Raw genomic sequence first — 21,020 nt, 5'->3', positions numbered from 1 at the left:
TATATTACATGGAGCACAAGCAGCAGGAGCTGTATAATTTTCTGTATTTGTACAGGTTAAATCATCACTAAAATAAGTTGTTATATCACAAGCTAATCCATCTGCCGTTTGCCCAGTTAAATTGTATGCTTGAGGGCTAGAAATTGAAGCTACTGGAATTACCTGTTGTAGTCCATTACAATCTTCTATTACTAGATTTCCTGTTGCTGGACGATTTACAAAATAAATTAAACCATTAGTTGTATAATTACCAGAAGCATCACAAGGAGTTGTATTTACAGTAAGTGAATCGATTGAGCAATTAGTACATGCAGAAACAGTTACGGTTACATCGTTAGAAACCGTTACACAGTTGTTTGCATCTGTTGCTTCCAAAGTGTAAGTTTCGGTACCAGAAGGACATACAGTAGGTGTTAGTGTATTAGAATTGGTCATATCTGTGGTTGGTGACCAAGTATAAGTTGCAGGATAACTAATTTCTGGATCATCAAAAGAAATTGCCCAACCTTGTAAGGTACCAATACCAAAACCTAAACCTCCAGGAGCATTAACTTCCAAATTCCAAACACCATTAGAATTACAGCCGTTTAAATTAGAAAAAGGTTGATCTGGATCCCATGTGCCAGGGGTAGGGAAACCACCTCCATTTATATCAGCTCCTCCAGAAGGAACAAAACAAACATTTGTATAGTCAGTTCCTGAAGCAACACCATTAGGGACTAAGGTGATTTGACATCCATCAGGGGTTGTTAAAATAACATCGAAACTACTAATATCGAGATTACAGGTTGATCCTAGGCCGATAGTTGTTCCGTTACAATTACAACCACCAAAAGAAGTACAGACTTGAGTTCCTGAAAATGTAAAACCTGTTAAACATACTTCAGTAATTGAAGTAGAAGTAAGAGTAGTTTGGTTTAAGCCAGTAACATTTATATTCATATCTGCACTACCACTAGCAACAACAGAAAATTCATTATTTTCAAAAGTGGGAGTAGAAGCTGGACTAGTAATAACCTTAGCATCCCCAACAAGTTGTACACATTCACCAGGGCAAATACTTGTGTCAGGAGCTGCAGAAACAGAAACAACAGGATTTACAACATTAACAGTGATGTCTTGTGAACAAGTATTGGTGCCATTTGTAATTTCTGCCGTATAAGTGCCATTGGCAGTTAAACAAACTTGCGTAGGGTTATCACCTCCACTAGATCCTAAAGGATAATTATACCCATCATGTAACCATGTAATTTGTGAGTTGGGATCGTTTAATGTAATAATTACATTATCAATACCCCAGTGATCATACTCAGCTCCACTTACATCATCTTGATGCCATTGAATCATAGTGTTTGTAGTTAAAGCACCAGCAGGTATAGCCGCACAATATTGATTCCATCCAGTTAAACTAGGGTCATTTCCTCCATTAGGATCCCAGTAATCAATAGTAATCCAAGTTGCACCATTATCTGTTGAATATTGAAGATATACTCCCTCGTCTGGTTCATCCGGTCCTTCACACGGAGAAGCATCTCCTTGAACTGAATAGCGCATTTCAAAACATATAGTACCTCCTAATGTTAAATCAAAACCAACAGTGGTCATATCTCTAGGGTTTACAGCGTTATCTCCCATCCACATATAGTCGGTCCCATCAGGAGCAGGAACCCCACATTCTGTACTATTTATGGTTACTGCTTGAGTAAATTGCCAACCTACAGGAGATCCGCTATTAAAATCTTCTTGAAAGGCAATATTTCCATCCATGCTACCAAAAGCACTTAACGTAACACATTCTCCACAGATAACAGGGTCTGGGTTAGCAAAAAGGTTTAATGAGCATTGAGCAAACCCTTGAAAACTGATAAGAGTGAATGCAATAAAAAATATTTTACTTAATAATTTCAACATTGATATTTTTTAATTCGTACTTAGAAAGTTTTCTAACTTTATTTAGATTCAACATTTTTGAAAAAATTCGAAGAGATTTGTTTTCAGAATCACAATCTCCATTAACGGAGCTATTTGCAGGAATAACAAGGTTAACTTTATACTCTTCAGAATTAGAATTACATGATTGGCAAACATTGTTATACCAGATATCTTTTTTGAAAGAGACCTTAACAGGAGATGAATTGTTATTAATTATTTCAATAAAGTTGTATTGTTTCTCAATACCTTTTTTAGCATCAATACAATCTTCAAGTGCAATATTTATTATAATATTATTTTGAGAATAGTATTCAAATTGATTAGAAGTTTGGCTATAAGCAAGATTGGTTAAACAAACCAATAAGATCAAAAGAGTTTTATTCATAGTAAATAGGATATTGTATAAATATAATAAGAAAAATAATCAACAATATCAGTAAATAACATTTAAACAAAGAATTTAATACTTTGTTTAAAATTTAACAATTTACTTTAGAAGATTAATCTTACCAAAATGTTGATGAGGGATGCCGTCTATGTCGTAAGTTACAACCTGCCAGAAATAAATACCAGGTTCAAGGTCGGTTCCTGAATTGTTAAGTTTTCCATTCCAACCATTATATTTATCGGTAGATTTAAATACAACATCACCAGATTTATTTTTAATTAACATTTCAAACTGGACATCCCAAGCGAGTAAAGCTTTTGGAATAAAAATATCATTATCTCCATCTTGATTTGGCGAGAATGCGTTGGGAGCAAATAAATTAAAAGGGTAATCTATTGTAATCATTTTTGAACTTGAATTAATACATCCAAAAGAATTTTTAACAATTAAAGAGGCTTTAAAAGATCCCTTTTTATCATAAATAATTTTAGGATTACTTTGTGTATTTGTTTGCCCATTTCCAAAATTCCAAGTATAAGAATCTAATCCTTTAGCTTTTGCAATAAAGTTAGTGTAAGGATATTTCAATTTATTATCGTCATGCTTTTCTGCTTCTTCAAAGTAACTAAATTCAGCATTTGGTAGTGGTAATATTTCTACAGCACGCTTTACTTCATTATAATCATTTTTACCAGAATTAATATCTGTAACAGTTAAATTAACAGTATAAACCCCATCGTTTAAATAAACATGCTTTGGATTTGCTTTTGTAGAAGTTGATCCATCTCCAAAATCCCATAAATAAGAAACATTTTTTCTTTCAATTGCTTCAAAACTTACTTCTTCGCCTAAACAAATACGATTGTTGTATACTATAAACTCTGAACTTAAAGATAATTTATTAATGCTTTTTTCTGTTTTGGGTTCAACTAATAAATTTTTATCATTTTCATTACTACTTAATTCCGGAGTTTCAATAGGGTCTTCTAATTCTATCTCTATTTTTTGAATAGGATTATTATTGTTTTGATTATGTGTTTTTTCAATTTCTGTATTGATTTGAGAATTTGAATTTTGTTCTAAAGTAACAGGATTGTTTGAGTTCTGGTTAATTTCATTAGTTTGATGAACCAATTGTTCAGTTTTATTAGCAGGATCATATAAGAATACACTAATAACACCAATTATTGCAATAACTCCAGCTGCTAGAAAAATATTTTTCTTGACTTTAGCTATTTTTAAGGCATGAAGCTTAGCTTCCATTGTTTCCCAATGTGCTTCATTAAAAGGTACATCAAACTGATCTACCTTTTGTTTTATTATATCTTCTAAATTACTCATCGTAATGTATCTTTTCTATGTTGTTTAAGATTTCTCTTAAATTATTTTTTGCTTTTGCAAGGTTTGACTTAGATGTTCCTTCACTTATATCTAATTGTTCAGCTATTTCTTTATGTTTATAACCATCAATTACATACATGTTAAAAACAGTTTTATAAACAGGGCTTAATTCTTGAATTGCAGCCATAATTATATCAACTCCAAATTGACTATAAATTTGATCAGCACTTTCCACTTTTGAAGTTTCTAAAGTGTAATCTCCTTCTTCATCAACAAAGTATATGTTTTTGTTTTTACGGTAAAAATCAATTGCTGTATTTACCATTATTCTTCTAATCCAACCTTCCAAAGAACCATTAAAGTCATATCGACTTAAATTTGTAAACACTTTTACAAATCCGTCTTGTAATAAATCTTCAGCATCTGCAGAGTTTTTGGAGTATCGGTAGCAAACATTCATCATTTTGCTATAGTACTTTTTGTAAAGCTCTTTTTGAGCTTTCCGATCTCCATTAACACATTTTTTTACAATGTCATGTAATATGTCTTGGTCTGCAAGATCCATTATTTCATTTAAAAAGACGAAAGATTAATATTTTGGTTGCCTCTATTATACTTTTGTAATGTGAAGATAGTTAAATCTTTAACTTATAAGTATAAAAAAACCCGATGAAAAATCATCGGGTTTTAAGTTTGTATAATTAATATGGTTTAAAATTTATATGTTAAACCAATTCCTAAAACCTCTTTAAATTGAGTTCTTGGTCCTACTCCATCAATAAGTCCATCATCATTTCTATCAACAGCAATGTCCACATCATGATCATAAATTAATTGAGTAGAGATTGTCGCAGAAACAAATTTGTTTACTTTAAGCGCAATTAATACCTCCCAGTTAACATCAATATGATCGGGGTCTTCTGTATAGTTAGAAAACAATTCTAATTTAGTTTGAAGTTTAATGTTTTCCATTAAGTCCTTATTTAAGATAGCTCTTAAATATCCACCATATTCAGCTCTGAACCTTTTTCCTTCAGTAATTAATACTCCAAAATCATCATAAACTGCAGCATCTACACCAAATCGACCATCATCTGCTAATTTTTTATCGTTTACAAAAGTCATTTTTGTTGTAAAAGGAGATATGAACAAAGTAAATGCATCATTTGGCTTATAGTCCATACCTATTGCTCCTAATAAATAACCTGGAGCTAGAAATTTAGAAATTTGAGTTGAATCGTCTGGATAATTGTACCCAGGAGCCATTTGAGATTTAAAATTAACTAACCCTGCATAATACCAGTGTTTACGTGCTTTTTTACCATACTTTGACATAAAGTCAATTTTATCGTCAGTTTTTCTAAGGCCTTCATCGCCTTGCTTAAGTAAACCATAACCTAAATCAAGAGTGTTGTCCCATGTTGAGTTCCCTTTTTTAAGGTTTGCATACAAACTTGTAATAGCGTTTAATGAAATCGAATTGTTTCCCCCTGCAGCCCAATTTGTTAAACTTACTTGTGTAAAGTTTACTGAGATAATACCACCAGTTTTCCATCCATCAGGAATTGTATCTGCGTGTTGCTTTTTTAGTATTTTTTCACCTTCAGTATGTTGTGAAAAGACAATGCTTGTCGAAACAAGAAGCATTAAGCTTAATATTATTTTTTTCATATTTGTTTATATGTTAGTTGTTTTTATGAACGTAAACATCCATTTGAGGGAAAGGAATACTTAAACCTTCTTTATTAAAAGTGTTGTATACATTTTCATTCATATCAAAGAAAACCCCCCAATAATCTTCTGATTTTACCCATGCTCTAACTGTAAAGTTTACAGAGCTATCAGCCAATGCTGAAAGAGCTATAAATGGTTCAGGAGATTTTAAAATTCTAGAATCAGCATCAATTAAATTTTGCAAAACAGTTTTTGCTTTTGTTGCATCATCACCATATCCAATACCGAAAGTCCAGTCTACTCTTCTTTGTGCCTCTGTAGAGTAATTAACCATAGATCCGTTTGACAAACCTCCATTAGGTATTATAATTGTTTTATTGTCTGGAGTTTTAAGAATCGTGTTAAAAATTTGAATTTCAGATACTGAACCTACATACCCTTGAGCTTCAATAACATCCCCATTTTTAAAAGGTTTGAAAATTAGGATCATAACCCCTCCAGCAAAATTTTGTAAAGTACCAGATAAAGCCATACCAACAGCTAAACCAGCAGCACCAAGAATAGCTACAAAAGAAGTCATTTCGATACCAACCATTCCTAGCACACTGATAACCAACATTACTTTAAGTAATGAGCTAACAATCCCTATTAAAAATGGTTTCAACGATGGATCAATATTTCGTTTTTCTAAAACTCGACTAAACGTTTTAGATAGAAATTTTACAACGATAGATCCAACAATCCAAACTAATATTGCTCCAACTAATTTTGGGCCGTAAGTTAAAATAAGGTCAACGGCCTTTTCATAAATATTATCCATAATAAGTTTTTAATTTTTTTTGGACGGCAAAACTAACAAAACATTTTTACTTGAGTGTAAACTTTGTTTTCCCTATATCAACACCATCGGCATAAACTTCTACATTGTACTCTCCAACTGGAAATTCTTCCGTTTTAACCCAGTCAATGGTTAACTCAATTTCTTTATTTTGATAGTTAATGTCTTTTTTTGAACTATATAATCCTCTTATACCATTAAAATCAAATTTATTTGAATCGTCTGTTTTTTCAGATAATACTTTGCCATCAGGAGTCAGAATTCTAACATAAATTGTTTTATTTCCTGGAGGTGTAATTTCATTTTTTTGAATGGTAAATGAAGTTCTTATTTTATCGACTTTTTTTGCTCTATCATTTTCTTTTCCTGTATTGTCACTTCTCACTCTAACCCCGTAAGAAGTCAATCCAACTGTTTTTAAATAAGAAGCAATAGTAACTTTATTAGATAAGCCTTCATTTTCTTTTGATAAGTTTTCAGTTTTGCTTTTTTCTGAGCTTAGTTCATTTCTTACAACTGTGTTCTCTGCTTTTAATTCTTGATTCGCAGTGTTTAAAGAGTCAATTTGAACCACAAAACCTTTCATAATTGTTCTTAAAGTTTCAGTTTCTTTTTTCAGTTTATGAATGGTCCAATCTTTTCCTTTTAATTTTTTCAAAAGATCTTCAATTTTACTTTTTTCAGCTTCTAATTCTGCGCTAATTTCTTCATTAGTAGTTTCTAGTGCATTGTATTGTGCCAGCATATCTTCAAGTTCTGCCCTAACTTGATCCCTTTCTCCAGAAACTTCAACAATTTGAACTTCCCCACTTTCTATGCTCTTTTGTAATTCAAGATTTTGCCAAATTAAAAAACCACAAAAGCCCAGCAGTAAAACAATTACAACCACTAACAATTTATTGGTTTTATTCCCTTTATTTTCAGGAGTTGTAGATGTGATTTTTTGAGTTTCTGTTTGCTTTTCCATTTGTATATTATATTTAATAAATCAAAAGTAATTTATTTTTAATTTTATGATGTTTGCCATTTTAAAAGTTATGCAAACCAATCTGTGTATAAAGTATTTATGTTAAACGATTTTTTTAATTTAATATTTCCAAAAATTTGTTTTGCTTGTAATGGAGTTTTACTTAAGCAAGAAGAAGTAATTTGTACATCATGTCAATTTTCTTTGCCGAAAACAAATTATCACTTAGATGAAGATAACCCGTTAACAAAAATATTTTGGGGAAGAGTGGATGTGAAAAATGTTGCAGCGTATTATTATTTCAAAAAAGGAGGTCGAGTTCAAAATTTATTACATCAATTAAAATATAAAGGGGCTAAACAAGTTGGTGAGCGTATTGGGGAATTATATGGATTTGATTTGCAGAAATCGAATTGGATAGAAACAGTAGATTACATTATTCCTGTTCCGCTTCATTCCAAAAAACTTAAAAAAAGAGGTTATAATCAAAGTGAGTGTTTTGCAAGAGGGCTTTCAAAAAGTACAAATAAGAGCTTAGAAACAACTATTTTGTATCGTAAAAAACACAGTGAGACACAAACTAAAAAGAGCCGTTTTAACAGATGGGAAAATGTTTCAGAAATTTTTGATGTTAAAAATACGGAGAAATTAGAAGGCAAACATATTTTATTAGTTGACGATGTAATTACAACTGGAGCAACATTAGAAGCTAGTGTTAAGGTGTTGTTAAAAGTAAATTGTAGGGTTTCTATAGTTACTATTGCTTCAGCATAATAAAACCCATCTGATTTGATGGGTTTTATTTTGCACTAACTAAACAGGAAGGTAAATTGAGGAAGTATACAACTCAAAATTAGCCTTCAATTAAAGCAAGGCGTGTTAAAATCAAGTTAAGAAATGTTAAAAAGTGTTAAGCATTGTTTTGTTACTATGGTTTAGAGCTACCTTTGGAAGAGTTAAGAAATGAAAAAGAAATTTATATACATATTAATAGGAGTAATAACGTCTGCATTACTAGGCTTAGTTGCCATTCAATTGTATTGGATTGACAGTGCAGTTGCTCTTAGAGAGGATGAGTTTAGTAGGGATGTTAAATCGGCTTTATTTGCTGTTACAAGTAAACTTGAAAAGATTGAGGCACTTAATCGAGTTAAGATTCACCAAAAGAGCCAACAGCTATTTAATCAAAAAGCAAAGTTGTTATATTCTATGCAACAAACAACTTTTGATACCTCTGCCTATTTTGAGAAAGATGGGGTGAAATACCGAGTAAATGAACAGCATCAACAAACAGCAAATGGAAAAGTTTATCAAAAAACAGTTGAGTCAGTTTCTGATAATGGTAGCGAATTTCAAATGAGTATTGGAGTTCAAGGTGGGTTGCCTATTACAAATTATTCTTTTGAAGATTCGTTGTTAAATTATCAGCAAAATGAAAAGTTGATGATGCTGGATGAAATGTTAAAAAGTATATATCAAACAAGTCAGTACAGACCTATACTAGAACGTGTTAACAAACAAATTTTAGATTCCTTATTGAAACTTGAACTTATTCATAGAGATATTAAGGCCACTTTTCAATATGGTGTGTTTGACTATGATGGGAATGTATTACTAGTAGATTCCTTATCAAACATTAATAAAATCAGACAATCAAATTATTATGCCCAATTGTTTCCAAATGACATTTTAGAAACGCCTCATTTTTTAAGTATTTATTTTCCTCATCAAAAAGGTTATTTACTAAAAACGATGTGGTTGATGTTACTAACTTCCGTTTTATTGTTGATTATAATTGTATTAGCTTTTACATATACCATACAAACTATTTTTAAACAGAAGAAGTTGTCTGAGGTTAAAAATGATTTTATTAGCAACATGACTCATGAGTTAAAAACCCCAATTTCTACAATTTCTTTAGCTTGTGAAGCATTATCAGATAAAGATATTTCTGCTAATCCATCTATAAATTCTAATTATATAAATATGATTAGTCAAGAAAACAAAAGATTAGGATTGTTGGTAGAAAGTGTGTTGAAAAGTGCTATGTGGGATAAAGAATTAAAATTGAAAAAAGAAACATTTAATCTTCATGATGTAATTAATCAAGTTACATCAAACATTTTAATTCAAGTAGAGAGTAAGAAAGGAAAGATTAGTAAAAACTTAGCAGCAAAAGAGTATGAAATTACTGCAGATAAAGTTCACATAACAAACTTAATATATAACTTGCTTGATAATGCTAACAAATATAGCCCAACAGAACCAGATATTATTATCTCAACAGAGAATTACAAACAGGGTATTTTAGTTAGCGTTTCTGATAATGGAGTTGGAATAAAGAAGGAAAACGTAAATAAAATTTTTGAGAAATTTTATCGTGTACCAACAGGCAATGTACATAATGTAAAAGGATTTGGCTTAGGATTAAACTATGTAAAAGCATTGGTAGATAAACATGGAGGAGAAATACAAGTGGTTAGTGAGTTTGGAGTAGGAACAACGTTTAAAGTTTATTTGCCTTTTAAAAACAATGAAAACAACTAATTATGAATAAAAACATTAAAATATTACTTGCAGAAGATGATGTAAACTTGGGCAATTTATTGTCTGATTATTTAAAAGCTAAAGGCTATGCTACAGATTTGGCAATAAACGGTGATGAGGCGTTTACTCTATTTGCAAAAGGTAGTTATGATTTATGTTTATTTGACGTTATGATGCCTGTTAAAGATGGCTTTACATTAGCAAAAGAGATTCGAAAAATAAATGAAAATATTCCTATTGTTTTCCTTACCGCGAAATCAATGAAAGAAGACACCCTTCAAGGATTTGAATCCGGAGCAGATGATTATATTTCTAAGCCATTTAGTATGGAGGAGTTGTTGGCTAGAATAACTGCTGTTTTAAGGAGGTCAAAGCCACAAGCTAAAGAAGAAGAGGTTTCTATTTTTGCTATAGGTAATTACAATTTTGATTATCAAAAAAGGTTGTTAATGATTGGAGATACAACCCAGAAATTAACTTCAAAGGAAAATGATTTGTTAAGATTGTTAGCATTAAATCAAGGTAAAATTTTAGAAAGAACCTATGCTTTAAAAGCAATATGGGGAGATGATAATTATTTTAATGCACGAAGTATGGATGTTTATATTGCTAAACTTAGAAAGCACTTAAGCCAAGATGAGCGAATAGAAATTATGAATGTTCATGGAAGAGGATTTCGTTTTTTTGTACATGAATAGAATTGTGATAAATGTCATTCAAAAAAACCAACGATTAATTTACTTTTGAGTAAAATAAATCAAATGAAAAATATTCTTTTCCCTACCGATTTTTCAGAAAATGCAAATCATGCATTGAAATTCGCATTAAAAATAGCTAAAGATTTTGGAGCTAAACTCCATATTTTAAATGCTTATAAAATGCCTTATTCAAGTTCTTCTCCAATGACTAGAACTCTATTGGAAACATTAGAAAAATCTGCTGAAAAAGATTTGTTAAGTTGCGTGAATGAAATTGGTAACAACCCAGAATACAAGGATGTAGAGATTAAAACCAAAGCTATAGCTGGAGACGTGGCTAATTCAATTGACCTATATGCCAACAAAATGGGTATAGATTTAATAGTGATGGGAACAAAAGGAGCTTCTGGTTTAAAAGAAGTTTTAATTGGAAGTAATGCTGAAGAAGTTGTTACTCATAGTGATAAATCGGTTTTAATTGTTCCAGAAAACACGAATACTTTTCAAATAAAAAGAGTTGCATTTGCAATAGATTTCGAGGAAATTAATGAATCAACTTTTTTTGGTTCTTTTATAAGTTTTGCTAAAAAATATAATTCAGAAACACTTTTTGTAAATATAAATCAAAATAATGAGGTTATAAGTTCAACTAAAATTGAAAATCAAAAATCAAAATTAGAACAAATTTTTAATGAAGTTGATTGTAGTTTTCATTCTGAAAAACATGAAGATATTGTTGATGGGATTAATGCTTTTGTTAAAAATAATAAGTGCGATATGTTGGCTGTATTGTCAAGAAAACATGGGTTTATTGAAAAAATATTTCATAAAAGCATTTCAAATAAATTGACTTGTCATACGGAATTGCCTATGTTTGTAGTAAAAGAAATCTAATTATGTTAAAGAAAGAAATAGAGAGTGCATTAAACGCACAAATTTTAATCGAAGCGGAATCATCACAAATATATTTAGCAATGGCTTCTTGGGCTGAAACTCAAGGTTTAGGAGGTACTGCTCAATTTTTATATAAGCATTCAGACGAAGAGAGAATACACATGCTTAAACTTGTTCAGTATGTAAATGAACGAGGAGGTAAAGCAGTTGTTCCAGCTCTACCAAAACCTGGTGAAGAGTATGAATCTTTAAACAATTTGTTTCAGACTTTGCTTGATCATGAAGTAATGGTTTCTAATGAAATAAACAATTTAGTTGAGATTTGTTTACAACAGAAAGATTATACAACTCATAATTTTATGCAATGGTATGTTGCTGAACAAATTGAGGAGGAAGCTTTAGCAAGAACTATTATGGATAAATTGAGGATGATCGGAGCTGATAAAGGAGGATTGTATCTCTTTGATAGAGATATAGAATCTATTTCGATGGCAACAACAGGATCTGTTTCTCAATAACTGGTTATTAACAAAAACCATAAATTGTTAATAAAACACGCCCTTGATTTGGTGTATTCAAAACGCAACTTGTTATATTTACTCCCTTTAAAATGTAGAAGGGATTTTTATCTTAATTTATTTTAAGATAGATTATTTTCGATGTTGGTAGTTATCATATGAAAAATATAGTTGTATTATTAATTGGGTTATTTATTTTTTGTTCTTCTAATGCCTATGGGCAATTTTGGAAGAAAAAAAGTTCTGGCTCAGCTTCCGCAAAATCTGGTTCGTATGAGGCTCCAAAACATAGAGATGCTTTTTCTGGCAAATCAAAAAAAGGACCGAATATTACCTCAACAAAAAGTCCTAGAACTAAATCTAAATCTAAATTATACAAACATTCTATTTCAAAAAAACCTGTTAAGTTGAGAAATAATTCTGCTTTTTCATCTAGTAAGCGCCGATATAAATCAGCTACTGCTAAACCAAAAAGTAGCGATAAAAACAGCGCTAAAACTTCTAGCGGAGGAAGAAAGTCGGGTAAAGGAAGGAAGAAGGACTAGTCCAGATCTTTACTTTGGTTTTATATTACTTTATCATTTATTTTTTTTTAGTATCTTTCCTCAATTAATTTTTGGTCTAATATTTGACAAGTAACTAATCAGTGAAAAAAATTGCATTTATATTATTCTCATTGCTTATTATCCATACAGGATTTAAGCCAGCGGGAGCAATAGATACTAATGCAAAAATCAAAGCTGTATTTATCTATAACTTTACTAAATATATTGAATGGCCAAATTCATATAAGGAGGGAGAGTTTACAATAGGTGTGATAGGAGAATCGCCTCTTTATAGCGAGTTAACAAAAATGACTCAAACTAAAAAAGTTGCAAATCAATCCCTCCAGGTTAAAAAATTTAGCTCTGTAGATGAAATTTCAAAGTGCCATATTTTATACTTAAGTAAAGATAAAAGTGGAGAAATATCATCCTTATTAAAATCGTTAAAAAATAATAGTACACTTATTGTTACTGAGCAAACAGGACTTGTAGATAAAGGTGCTGGAATTAATTTTATAATTAAAGATAATCGTCAAAAATTTGAGTTGAACAAAGGAAATGTAGAAAAATATAAATTAAAAGTAAGTTCTAGCTTAGAAGCTTTAGCTTTTACTGTTAAATAAATGAAAAAAGGAATTTACATATTATCTCTAGTACTGCTAATTTGTAACATTAGTTTTGCTCAGTTTGTAGGTAAAGACGGTGTGTCTAAAGCATTGTTTTATTTGCAAAAAGAGGAATTAGATAGTGCAAAAAAATATATAGATGAAGCATCAGTAGATTCAACTATAAGTAGTCAAGCTAAAACATTTTATTATAAAGGGTTTATTTACAAAGAGTTATATAAAAAGAGACAAAAAGACGATAAAAATTCTAATTTCAGACTAGAGGCAATTGATGCTTTGAAAAAATTAATGGAGACTGATAAAGACAAGGAATTTACTGAAAGTTCTTCTAAAATGTTAAACTATTTAGCTTCTACATTATATAATGATGCTGCTCGTTCTCTTACACCTGAAACTTATGAGTTAGCAGAAGGAAATTTTGATAAGTTTAAAGAAACAATGAAATTGTCAAATCCTGATGCTGAATTAATATCTCAAGATGTAAAATTTAAATTAGCTTTAGCGTCAATGCTTAATCAATACGCACAGCAAAATAATGCACTAGATTCAGCTAAAAAAGACCAAATTCGATTAATCTATAAAGAGGTATTAGCTTTAGATTCAAATAATGGAAGTGCTCATTATAATGTTGGAATATTATATTATAATGATGCAGCGGATATTATTAATAATATGGATTATGATATGGATTTAGAGCGACTAAATGAATTACAAGATGTATGTATTGATTTGTTTTTAAAAGCTTTGCCTCACATGAAAAAATCATATGAATTAGGCTATAACCGAAGAGAGACTTTGATAGGGTTAGGTAATATTTTTCATGGGCTGAACGATGAAGAAAAGGAGACAATTTATAAGAAAGAATTAGAAGAACTTGAGTCTACTGATGAAAAGTAAAAAATCATTCTTAAAAATGGCGTTCAGGTTTACAATAGGTAAAAAAATAGGTACAGGTTTCGGGGTTTTGCTGTTTTGTGTAGTGGTAGTTTTTTATACAACTTACCAGACGTTAAACGCTAGTATTGAAATTAATGAAGAAATCACTACTGTTAACAACCCAACTGTTGCTTCATTAGAAGAGTTGAAGCTTTTAACAGTGAGGTCAAAGATGTTGATTTCTAATTGGATTTACCAACAATCTCAAGCTGATGATCCTGAAAAGCAAAAGTTAAATAGAATAAGTTCACGGGATTATCCGTTTCTTAAAAAAAGGATAAAAGAATTAGCAATTCATTGGTCCGAAAAAGATCGAAAAAAAATAAAAGCAGTATTTGTTAACTTAGATGAGCTATTTGAACTTCATGAAGAAGTGAAAATGCTTCTGCCTGATTGGGTTAGTTATGAAGATTCTCAAAGTAAGTTTTTAGCCAATTTTATGGTTGGAGAAGGAGGGGATATCAATCTAAAAACAAATGAGATTCTTTTTCAATTAAATGATTTAATTGCGAATCAAAAATTTCAATCAGATGAAGTAACTGCAACAATGCTTACTTCATTTAGTTTTCTAAAACAACTCTTTAGAATCCTTGGTATAGCCCTAGTTGTGGGAGGTGTGTTAATTGCTCTATTTACCACAAGGACAATTGTTAAACCAATTTATCGATTAAAACATATTTTGTTAGATTTAAGTAGGGGTGTTTTTCCTACCAAAAAGTTAAAAGAAAGAAGTGATGAGATTGGAGAAATGACAAATGCTTTGAATAGGTTGGTTTTAGGACTTAAAAGCACAAAAGATTTTGCAAACGATGTTGGTAGTGGTCAATTCTCTACTAATTATGAGCCATTAAGTTCTGAGGATGAGTTAGGACATGCACTTTTAAAAATGCGTGTTGATTTAGCTGAAAATGAAAGAGTTTTAGAACAAAAAGTTGTTGAGAGAACTGCAGAAGTTGTTAAGCAGAAGGAAGAAATTGAAGTTCAAAATGAAAAAATTAGTGAATTATATACTGAAGTAACTGATAGTATAAAATATGCTAAGCGTTTGCAGGAAGCTATTTTACCTCCAGACGAATTGGTAAAAAATATTTTACCAAATTCATTTGTTTTATATAAGCCTAAAGATATTGTATCTGGAGATTTTTACTGGATGGGAGAAAAGAATGGAAAAACATATTTTGCTGCAGTTGATTGTACTGGGCATGGCGTTCCTGGTGCATTTATGAGTATTGTTGGGTATAATGCATTAAATAATGCGTTAACTCAATTTGATACTCCTGCAACTATATTAGATTCTTTAAACAAAGAAATTAGCCAAACTTTACACAGAAATTCTTCAGGAGCAACAACTAAAGATGGCATGGATTTAGCGCTTTGTAGTTATGATGCTAAAACTAAAAAACTAGAATACGCTGGAGCATTTAATCCTCTTTACTTAATCCGCAACAATGATGTCGAGCAGATTAAAGCTGATAAGTTTCCTATAGGTTCTTATTTTGACGATGAGCCTAAAACATATACTAATCACGTTATTCAATTAGAAAAAGACGATTATATTTATGTTTTTTCTGATGGCTATGCAGATCAATTTGGTGGTCCAAAAGGTAAGAAGTTTATGTATAAACAATTTAGAGATTGTTTGCTTGGATTAGTTGGAAAAACAATGTCAAAACAAAGAGATCACTTGGATTCTACAGTTGAGACTTGGAAAGGTCCACTTGAGCAAGTTGATGACATCCTCGTGATAGGAATGCATATCTCTTAAGGTCAAAAAATTACATCGTTTTTAAGCATTTTTAAATTTGACTGGTATTAGTTAGAATCTTACATTTGTTAGTTCAACACTAATAAAATTTCGATTAATGCAAAAAATAGTTTCAATTCTTGTACTTATCCTTTTTGTACAGTTATTTTCATTGTCAATTTTTGCACAAAGTCCACCCGAGGCCATAAATTATCAGGCAGTAGCTAGAAATGTAGCTGGTGTACCAATGGTAAATCAGTCTATTTCGGTACAATATGCTGTTTTGCAAGGGTCATCAAGTGGTACTGTTGTCTATTCAGAAACACATGCTGAAACAACTAATCAATTTGGTTTATTTACATCAGAAATTGGATTAGGATCGGTTAATAGTGGTAATTTTTCAACGATTAACTGGGGTAGCTCAATATTTTACTTACAAGTAACAGTAGATGGAGATGTTATGCCAGCAACACAGTTATTATCTGTGCCTTATGCCTTACATGCAAAAACAGCAACAAGTGGAGTGCCAGGAGTAGATGGTCATAATAGTTTAATTAGTTCAGTTGCAGAACCTGCAGGAGTAAACTGTACTAATGGAGGTTATTTTATACAATCATGGTTAGACTTAAATGATGATGGGTTATTGTCATCAGGAGAAACACCAATAAGTTATTATATATGTAATGGAGCAGATGGAGCTAACGGATTAAACGGAAATGATGGAGTAGGAATAGATTCAACTATCCATAACGCGGATGGTACGTTAACAATTTATTATTCTAATTCAACAACTTATACAACAAATGATTTAACTGGGCCAGCAGGTTCAGGAGGAACAACCTATTTTGCAGGTAATGGGGTTAGTTTGTCAAACGATACTATAATCAATATTGGAGATGCTGATGCTGATCCAACTAATGAAATTCAACTATTATCATTAAATGCAACAAGCGATACTATCTTTTTAACTAATGGTGGATTTGTCGCTTTGCCATCAGCTACTGGCGATACAGATTGGACACAAGGATCAGGAGTTGTTTATAACACAACTGACATGGTTGGAATAGGAACATCAACCCCAACATCTCCTTTAACAATAGACAATGCAAATACAAGTGATATAGAATTTGTTGGAACAGGGAACTCTGATATAGTTGCACCAGGGCAATTAAACATTGAAGCTTCAGGAGCAACTTTAATCGACGCTTCAGATATTTATTTAAGAACAAATTTAACTGATAGATTAACGATATTAAATAATGGTAATATTGGAGTAGGAACAACTATTCCAACAACAAGCCTTGACATTATTGGAAGAACACAAACGGACAGTATTACAATAAGTGATGGAGCTGTAGCTGGAGCAGTTCTTACAGCAATGGATGCTTTTGGTAATGCTGAGTGGCAATTACCAAATTCATCTGATAACTGGGGAAATGATACTGTAAATGTAACTGGAGCAAATATTACGGGAAGTGGAACAGTTTTGAATCCGTTAATGGTAATAGATAACGATACTTCAGCAATAAATGAACTACAGGTTTTATCTATTTCTAACGATACTTTATTTTTGAGCAATGGAGGCTTTGTTCAACTGCCAAGTTCTTCAGATGGTAATGGAATTTACTCGGGTTCTGACACGCTATCAGGACCAACAACAGTTTATCAAAATGCAAATACGCTTACGTTTAGTGGAGGAGCTATGAATTCTACAGCTGTTTTTTCTAATGGTGGATTTTTAGGAACTAATATTAATATAGAACATACTGGTACAAATGGCACTGGAATTAAATTTTTAGGTTCTACAGCTACAACACCTGTTAATTATGGATATGTAGGCGCAGGGTCAACAGGTTTAAATCTAGGAGGAGGAACTAACTCTAATAACCTGACGATTAGCACAACAGGTAATGTTGGAATAAATGGCTTACCAGCAGGTGGCGGTAAATTTGTTGTAAATCATTCTGCTTCAACAGCAGAACCAACTATGCATTTAAGAGAAACAACAGGAAACCTAAACAGAGTTAAAATGTCAAACAATTCCATTGCTAATAAGTATTGGGAAATTGGAGCACAAACAAATTCATCAGATGCTTTTGCTGGATGGAGTGTAAATTATTTTGACGGAACTACATATAGAAGCCATATTATTTCTTATGGAAATGGAAACTTAGCAATAGGAAAAGGAATTTTAGCAGCGAACAGTTCTTTAATGGATGTTTTTGGGACAACTACACTGCATGATACATTAACTATCGATAACGGTTCAGGAAGTCCATACTCTTTTCCAGTTACAGATGGTGTAAATCCTGGAGAAGTATTAACTACAGATGCAGCAGGAAACACTTATTGGGGTTCTGCTGCATCGGCTAGCCCTTGGACTCAAGTAGGCGACACATTACATCCTACTTCTATTAATAGTAAGGTTGGCATTGGGACGATAAATCCTATATCAAAAATTCAAATTGGACCTCAATTACATTTAGATTCAATTACTGGCCCAGGAGGGTTTAACTATAATCTTTACACTAACAATTTATTATTTAATGGATCTGATTGGATTCGTACAACAAATGGAACAGGAGTAGCTTCATATATGGGAGGTTATGAGTATGGGATTGAAATATATGGAAATGGAGCTGCAGGTTCAAGTGCTTCTTCACCGCTAGCTTCTTTTTCAATTGATACTTCTAGAGCTAGAATTACAACCAATAAGGATGGTTTAACCATTTCTTCAAGTTCTGATACATCGATTTATTTGCAAAATAATTCCGGATTTGGAAATCCTGCTATTATTTTTAATGGAGGTGGTCAATCCACAGGATTAAGAGCATCAACATCTCCTTCGTCAAATTTAATGTTCACTCTGCCAGTAGATCATGGAAACCCTGGAGAAATAATGAGTACAGATGGAACTGGAAACATGAGCTGGATTGCACCTTCAGGCTCTTCTTTATGGATAGACGCTTCACCTAATATTCATTATAGTACAGGAAATGTAGGAATAGGAACAGCAACTCCATCTCAATTATTAACGTTATCTACGGCATCTTCTACAACATTGCGAATGGAAAAAACAAATACTTCTGCTTACGATTGGGAATTAAATGTAGATAATACAGGCTTTCACATTAAAGGTGGTGCAGATGGCCCAACCGCTTCACTATTTGATTTTGTAAACATAAATGAGTTAGGGAATATGGGTATAGGAACTACGTCTCCATCAGCTAGGTTAGATGTTGATAATACCGTAGAGGATATTTCTGTTGAAATTTCTAATACAAATAATAGTTCAAATTTCACTTACGCTATAAAAGCAGAAAATGCTGGAACTGGGACGGGTGATAAATATGGTGCCTATTTAGAAGCAATAGGAGGAAATACAACGGGGAATAATACAGGGATATATGCTGGAGCATCAAATGCAGGTGTTGCAAATACTGCAATTTCTACAAATGCTACTGCATCAGGAACATCTAATGGAACAGGTATATTTTCATCTGTAGGTGGTGCAGGGTCAGGAGTTACTTATGGAGTTTATGGGCAAAATTCATCTTCTGCAACAGGTGTTTCATATGGAGGTTATTTTAGAAACGTAAACACACAAGGAGCTTTAATTTATGGGGTTCGTTCTGAAGTAAATGGAACATCTACTTCTGATCAATTCGGGTTTAGAGCAGATGTAAATGGAACATCTTCGGGAGCAAAGTATGGATTGTATTCTGTTGTGCTTAACGGAACAGGAACTCAGTATGGTGTTTATTCAAATGTTTCTGGTGGAGCTACCAATTGGGCTGGTTTTTTCGCTGCAGGAGATGTTTTTGTTAATGAAAATGTTGGGATAGGAACATCAACACCTCATGCTCCTCTTCAATTTGGTACTGCGTTAACCAATCGAAAAATTGTATTATTTGAAGCAGCCAACAATGACCATGAATTCTTTGGTTTTGGTATTAATGGAGGTTTATTAAGGTATCAGGCTAACGGTCATCACGCTTTTTACACAGCTACAAGTAGTACTGCAAGTGCTGAATTAATGAGAATAACATCTACTGGAAATGTAGGTATTGGAATTACAAATCCAACTCAAAAACTTCATGTATTAAATGGTACAATAAGAATTGATGATGGTGTAAAACCTTATAATTTACCATCAGCAGACGGAACTGCTTCTGGTCAAGTAATGACAACTGACGCTGCTGGAAATACTTCATGGCAAACACCTGCTTCTGTAACTAGCCTTTATACAGGATCTGGAAATTTAAGTGGAGCAACTACTGTTTCACAAGCAGCAAATACCTTAACATTTAATTCAACATCAACTTTTGGATTTAATATTGATAATAATGTAGCTAATAACACTGCTTTTACTGTTGAAAACTTAACTGATGGAACACCATCAACTCCTGGTGGTTCTGTAGGCTCTCAAGTTTTAGTTTCTGCAACAAACACTTCAAAAACAGCAATTTACGGTGCAGTTACAGGGACAGGAACAGGTAATCAAATTGGTGTTTGGGCTGCTGCTGAAGGTGCAGGTTCTGGTTTTAATAGGGGTGTAAATGCTAATGCAAGAAATAGTACGAGTTCAAATATTGCAGGAGATTTTACAGCTACAGGAAACTCTGGAGACAACTATGGGCTTAAGGTTAACACTGGAGGAACAGGAACAGGAAATAAGTATGGTCTTCATGTTTCATCAGCAGGTACATCAGCAGGAACTGTTTATGGCTTATATTTACAAAACAATGGAACAGGAACAAAGTATGGTGTTTATTCTTTTGGAGAGGATAGAAATTATTTTAACGGAGATATTGGTGTCGGTGTAGTTATACCAACTGCCAAACTAGATGTGAATGGAACATTTAAATTGACTGACGGAACTGAAGGAGCTGGTAAAGTACTAACATCTGATGCAGCTGGTAATGCAACATGGAAACCAAATGCAGTAGCTTTTGAAGCTAGAGGAGCTTCAATATCAGTCGATACTAATCCAATTTTATGTCAATTTGATGCAGTAAATTTTGATGAAGGAGGGAATTTTAATGCTTCAGCCGGCCAGTACAGTTTTACTGCTCCTGTTAATGGGGTTTATACTTTTAATGCAAGTGTTCTATTTTCTGATACAGGAGGAGGTCCAGATGAAATAACAGTAGTTGACTTATTAGTTAATGGGGTTACATTATATTCCTCTAAACAGCCAATAAAAAATAGTGAAAAAGTAACAAATACTGTTTCATCTACAATTCGTTTAAGTGCAAACGATAAAATACAAGTTAACGTTTATGTTTTAAATGGAGGTGGCCCACTTTTAATGACTGGAGCAGGAGATGAATCTTGGTTTAGTGGTCATTTAGTTTATGCAGATTAATAAA

General features: G+C 32.2%; 17 protein-coding genes. 10 read left to right on the top strand and 7 right to left on the bottom strand.

The genetic code is table 11. The features are described 5' to 3' along the window. The 7 genes from FRY74_RS11400 to FRY74_RS11370 form a co-directional block, all read right to left on the bottom strand. Positions 1 to 1,911 (bottom strand): hypothetical protein (locus tag FRY74_RS11400; protein WP_147101721.1); only part of this gene is annotated, 1,911 nt, incomplete at its 3' end. Further along, positions 1,892 to 2,317, bottom strand: coding sequence for a hypothetical protein (locus tag FRY74_RS11395; RefSeq protein ID WP_147101719.1), 426 nt, complete (start codon positions 2,315 to 2,317; stop codon positions 1,892 to 1,894). The genes FRY74_RS11395 and FRY74_RS11400, both read right to left, overlap by 20 nt. A gap of 102 nt (positions 2,318 to 2,419) precedes the next feature. Continuing rightward, positions 2,420 to 3,661: a PKD domain-containing protein gene (locus tag FRY74_RS13065; RefSeq protein ID WP_147101717.1), complete on the bottom strand. Its 1,242-nt coding sequence runs from the start codon at positions 3,659 to 3,661 to the stop codon at positions 2,420 to 2,422. Continuing rightward, on the bottom strand, positions 3,654 to 4,226 hold the full coding sequence (locus FRY74_RS11385; protein WP_147101716.1) for an RNA polymerase sigma factor: 573 nt from the start codon (positions 4,224 to 4,226) through the stop codon (positions 3,654 to 3,656). The genes FRY74_RS13065 and FRY74_RS11385 overlap by 8 nt, the downstream gene beginning before the upstream one ends. Positions 4,227 to 4,372: 146 nt before the next feature. Then, on the bottom strand, positions 4,373 to 5,332 hold the full coding sequence (locus tag FRY74_RS11380) for a DUF3078 domain-containing protein (protein ID WP_147101714.1): 960 nt from the start codon (positions 5,330 to 5,332) through the stop codon (positions 4,373 to 4,375). 13 nt (positions 5,333 to 5,345) lie between these two features. Beyond that, positions 5,346 to 6,155, bottom strand: a complete 810-nt coding sequence (locus tag FRY74_RS11375; protein WP_147101713.1) for a mechanosensitive ion channel family protein — start codon at positions 6,153 to 6,155, stop codon at positions 5,346 to 5,348. 46 nt (positions 6,156 to 6,201) lie between these two features. Further along, positions 6,202 to 7,140 carry a hypothetical protein gene (locus FRY74_RS11370; RefSeq protein ID WP_147101712.1) on the bottom strand — a complete coding sequence of 313 codons (939 nt, stop codon included), beginning with the start codon at positions 7,138 to 7,140 and terminating at the stop codon, positions 6,202 to 6,204. Between the two features lie 99 nt (positions 7,141 to 7,239). Between FRY74_RS11370 and FRY74_RS11365 the strand changes: the two genes are divergently transcribed. The 10 genes from FRY74_RS11365 (at position 7,240) to FRY74_RS11320 (ending at position 21,016) form a co-directional block, all read left to right on the top strand. After that, complete coding sequence (locus FRY74_RS11365; RefSeq protein ID WP_147101709.1) at positions 7,240 to 7,914, top strand: ComF family protein; 675 nt, start codon at positions 7,240 to 7,242, stop codon at positions 7,912 to 7,914. A gap of 189 nt (positions 7,915 to 8,103) precedes the next feature. Further along, entirely contained in the window at positions 8,104 to 9,687 is a 1,584-nt protein-coding gene (locus FRY74_RS11360) for a sensor histidine kinase (protein WP_147101707.1), read from the top strand. A 2-nt stretch (positions 9,688 to 9,689) separates the two neighbouring features. Then, the gene (locus tag FRY74_RS11355; protein WP_147101705.1) at positions 9,690 to 10,385 is read left to right on the top strand and encodes a response regulator transcription factor; all 696 of its coding nucleotides are present in this window, start codon (positions 9,690 to 9,692) and stop codon (positions 10,383 to 10,385) included. Between the two features lie 63 nt (positions 10,386 to 10,448). Further along, positions 10,449 to 11,279, top strand: coding sequence for a universal stress protein (locus tag FRY74_RS11350; RefSeq protein WP_147101704.1), 831 nt, complete (start codon positions 10,449 to 10,451; stop codon positions 11,277 to 11,279). A gap of 2 nt (positions 11,280 to 11,281) precedes the next feature. Next, positions 11,282 to 11,797: a ferritin gene (locus tag FRY74_RS11345; protein ID WP_147101702.1), complete on the top strand. Its 516-nt coding sequence runs from the start codon at positions 11,282 to 11,284 to the stop codon at positions 11,795 to 11,797. Positions 11,798 to 11,955: 158 nt separating this feature from the next. Then, positions 11,956 to 12,342, top strand: a complete 387-nt coding sequence (locus tag FRY74_RS11340) for a hypothetical protein (RefSeq protein WP_147101701.1) — start codon at positions 11,956 to 11,958, stop codon at positions 12,340 to 12,342. 101 nt (positions 12,343 to 12,443) lie between these two features. Beyond that, positions 12,444 to 12,965 (top strand): YfiR family protein, encoded by a 522-nt coding sequence (locus FRY74_RS11335; protein ID WP_147101699.1) that lies wholly within the window; start codon positions 12,444 to 12,446, stop codon positions 12,963 to 12,965. Next, a complete protein-coding gene (locus FRY74_RS11330) occupies positions 12,966 to 13,865 on the top strand; it encodes a hypothetical protein (protein WP_147101697.1) in 900 nt (299 codons plus the stop codon). It abuts the gene before it with no gap. A gap of 16 nt (positions 13,866 to 13,881) precedes the next feature. Beyond that, positions 13,882 to 15,669, top strand: coding sequence for a SpoIIE family protein phosphatase (locus FRY74_RS11325; protein ID WP_170228021.1), 1,788 nt, complete (start codon positions 13,882 to 13,884; stop codon positions 15,667 to 15,669). A 97-nt stretch (positions 15,670 to 15,766) separates the two neighbouring features. Continuing rightward, positions 15,767 to 21,016, top strand: coding sequence for a beta strand repeat-containing protein (locus tag FRY74_RS11320; RefSeq protein WP_147101693.1), 5,250 nt, complete (start codon positions 15,767 to 15,769; stop codon positions 21,014 to 21,016). Positions 21,017 to 21,020: the final 4 nt, after the last annotated feature.

The organism is Vicingus serpentipes (assembly GCF_007993035.1).
Taxonomy (GTDB): domain Bacteria; phylum Bacteroidota; class Bacteroidia; order Flavobacteriales_E; family Vicingaceae; genus Vicingus; species Vicingus serpentipes.
Note: the sequence above shows the minus strand (reverse complement) of the source record. Positions and strands in the feature narration are given on the sequence as shown.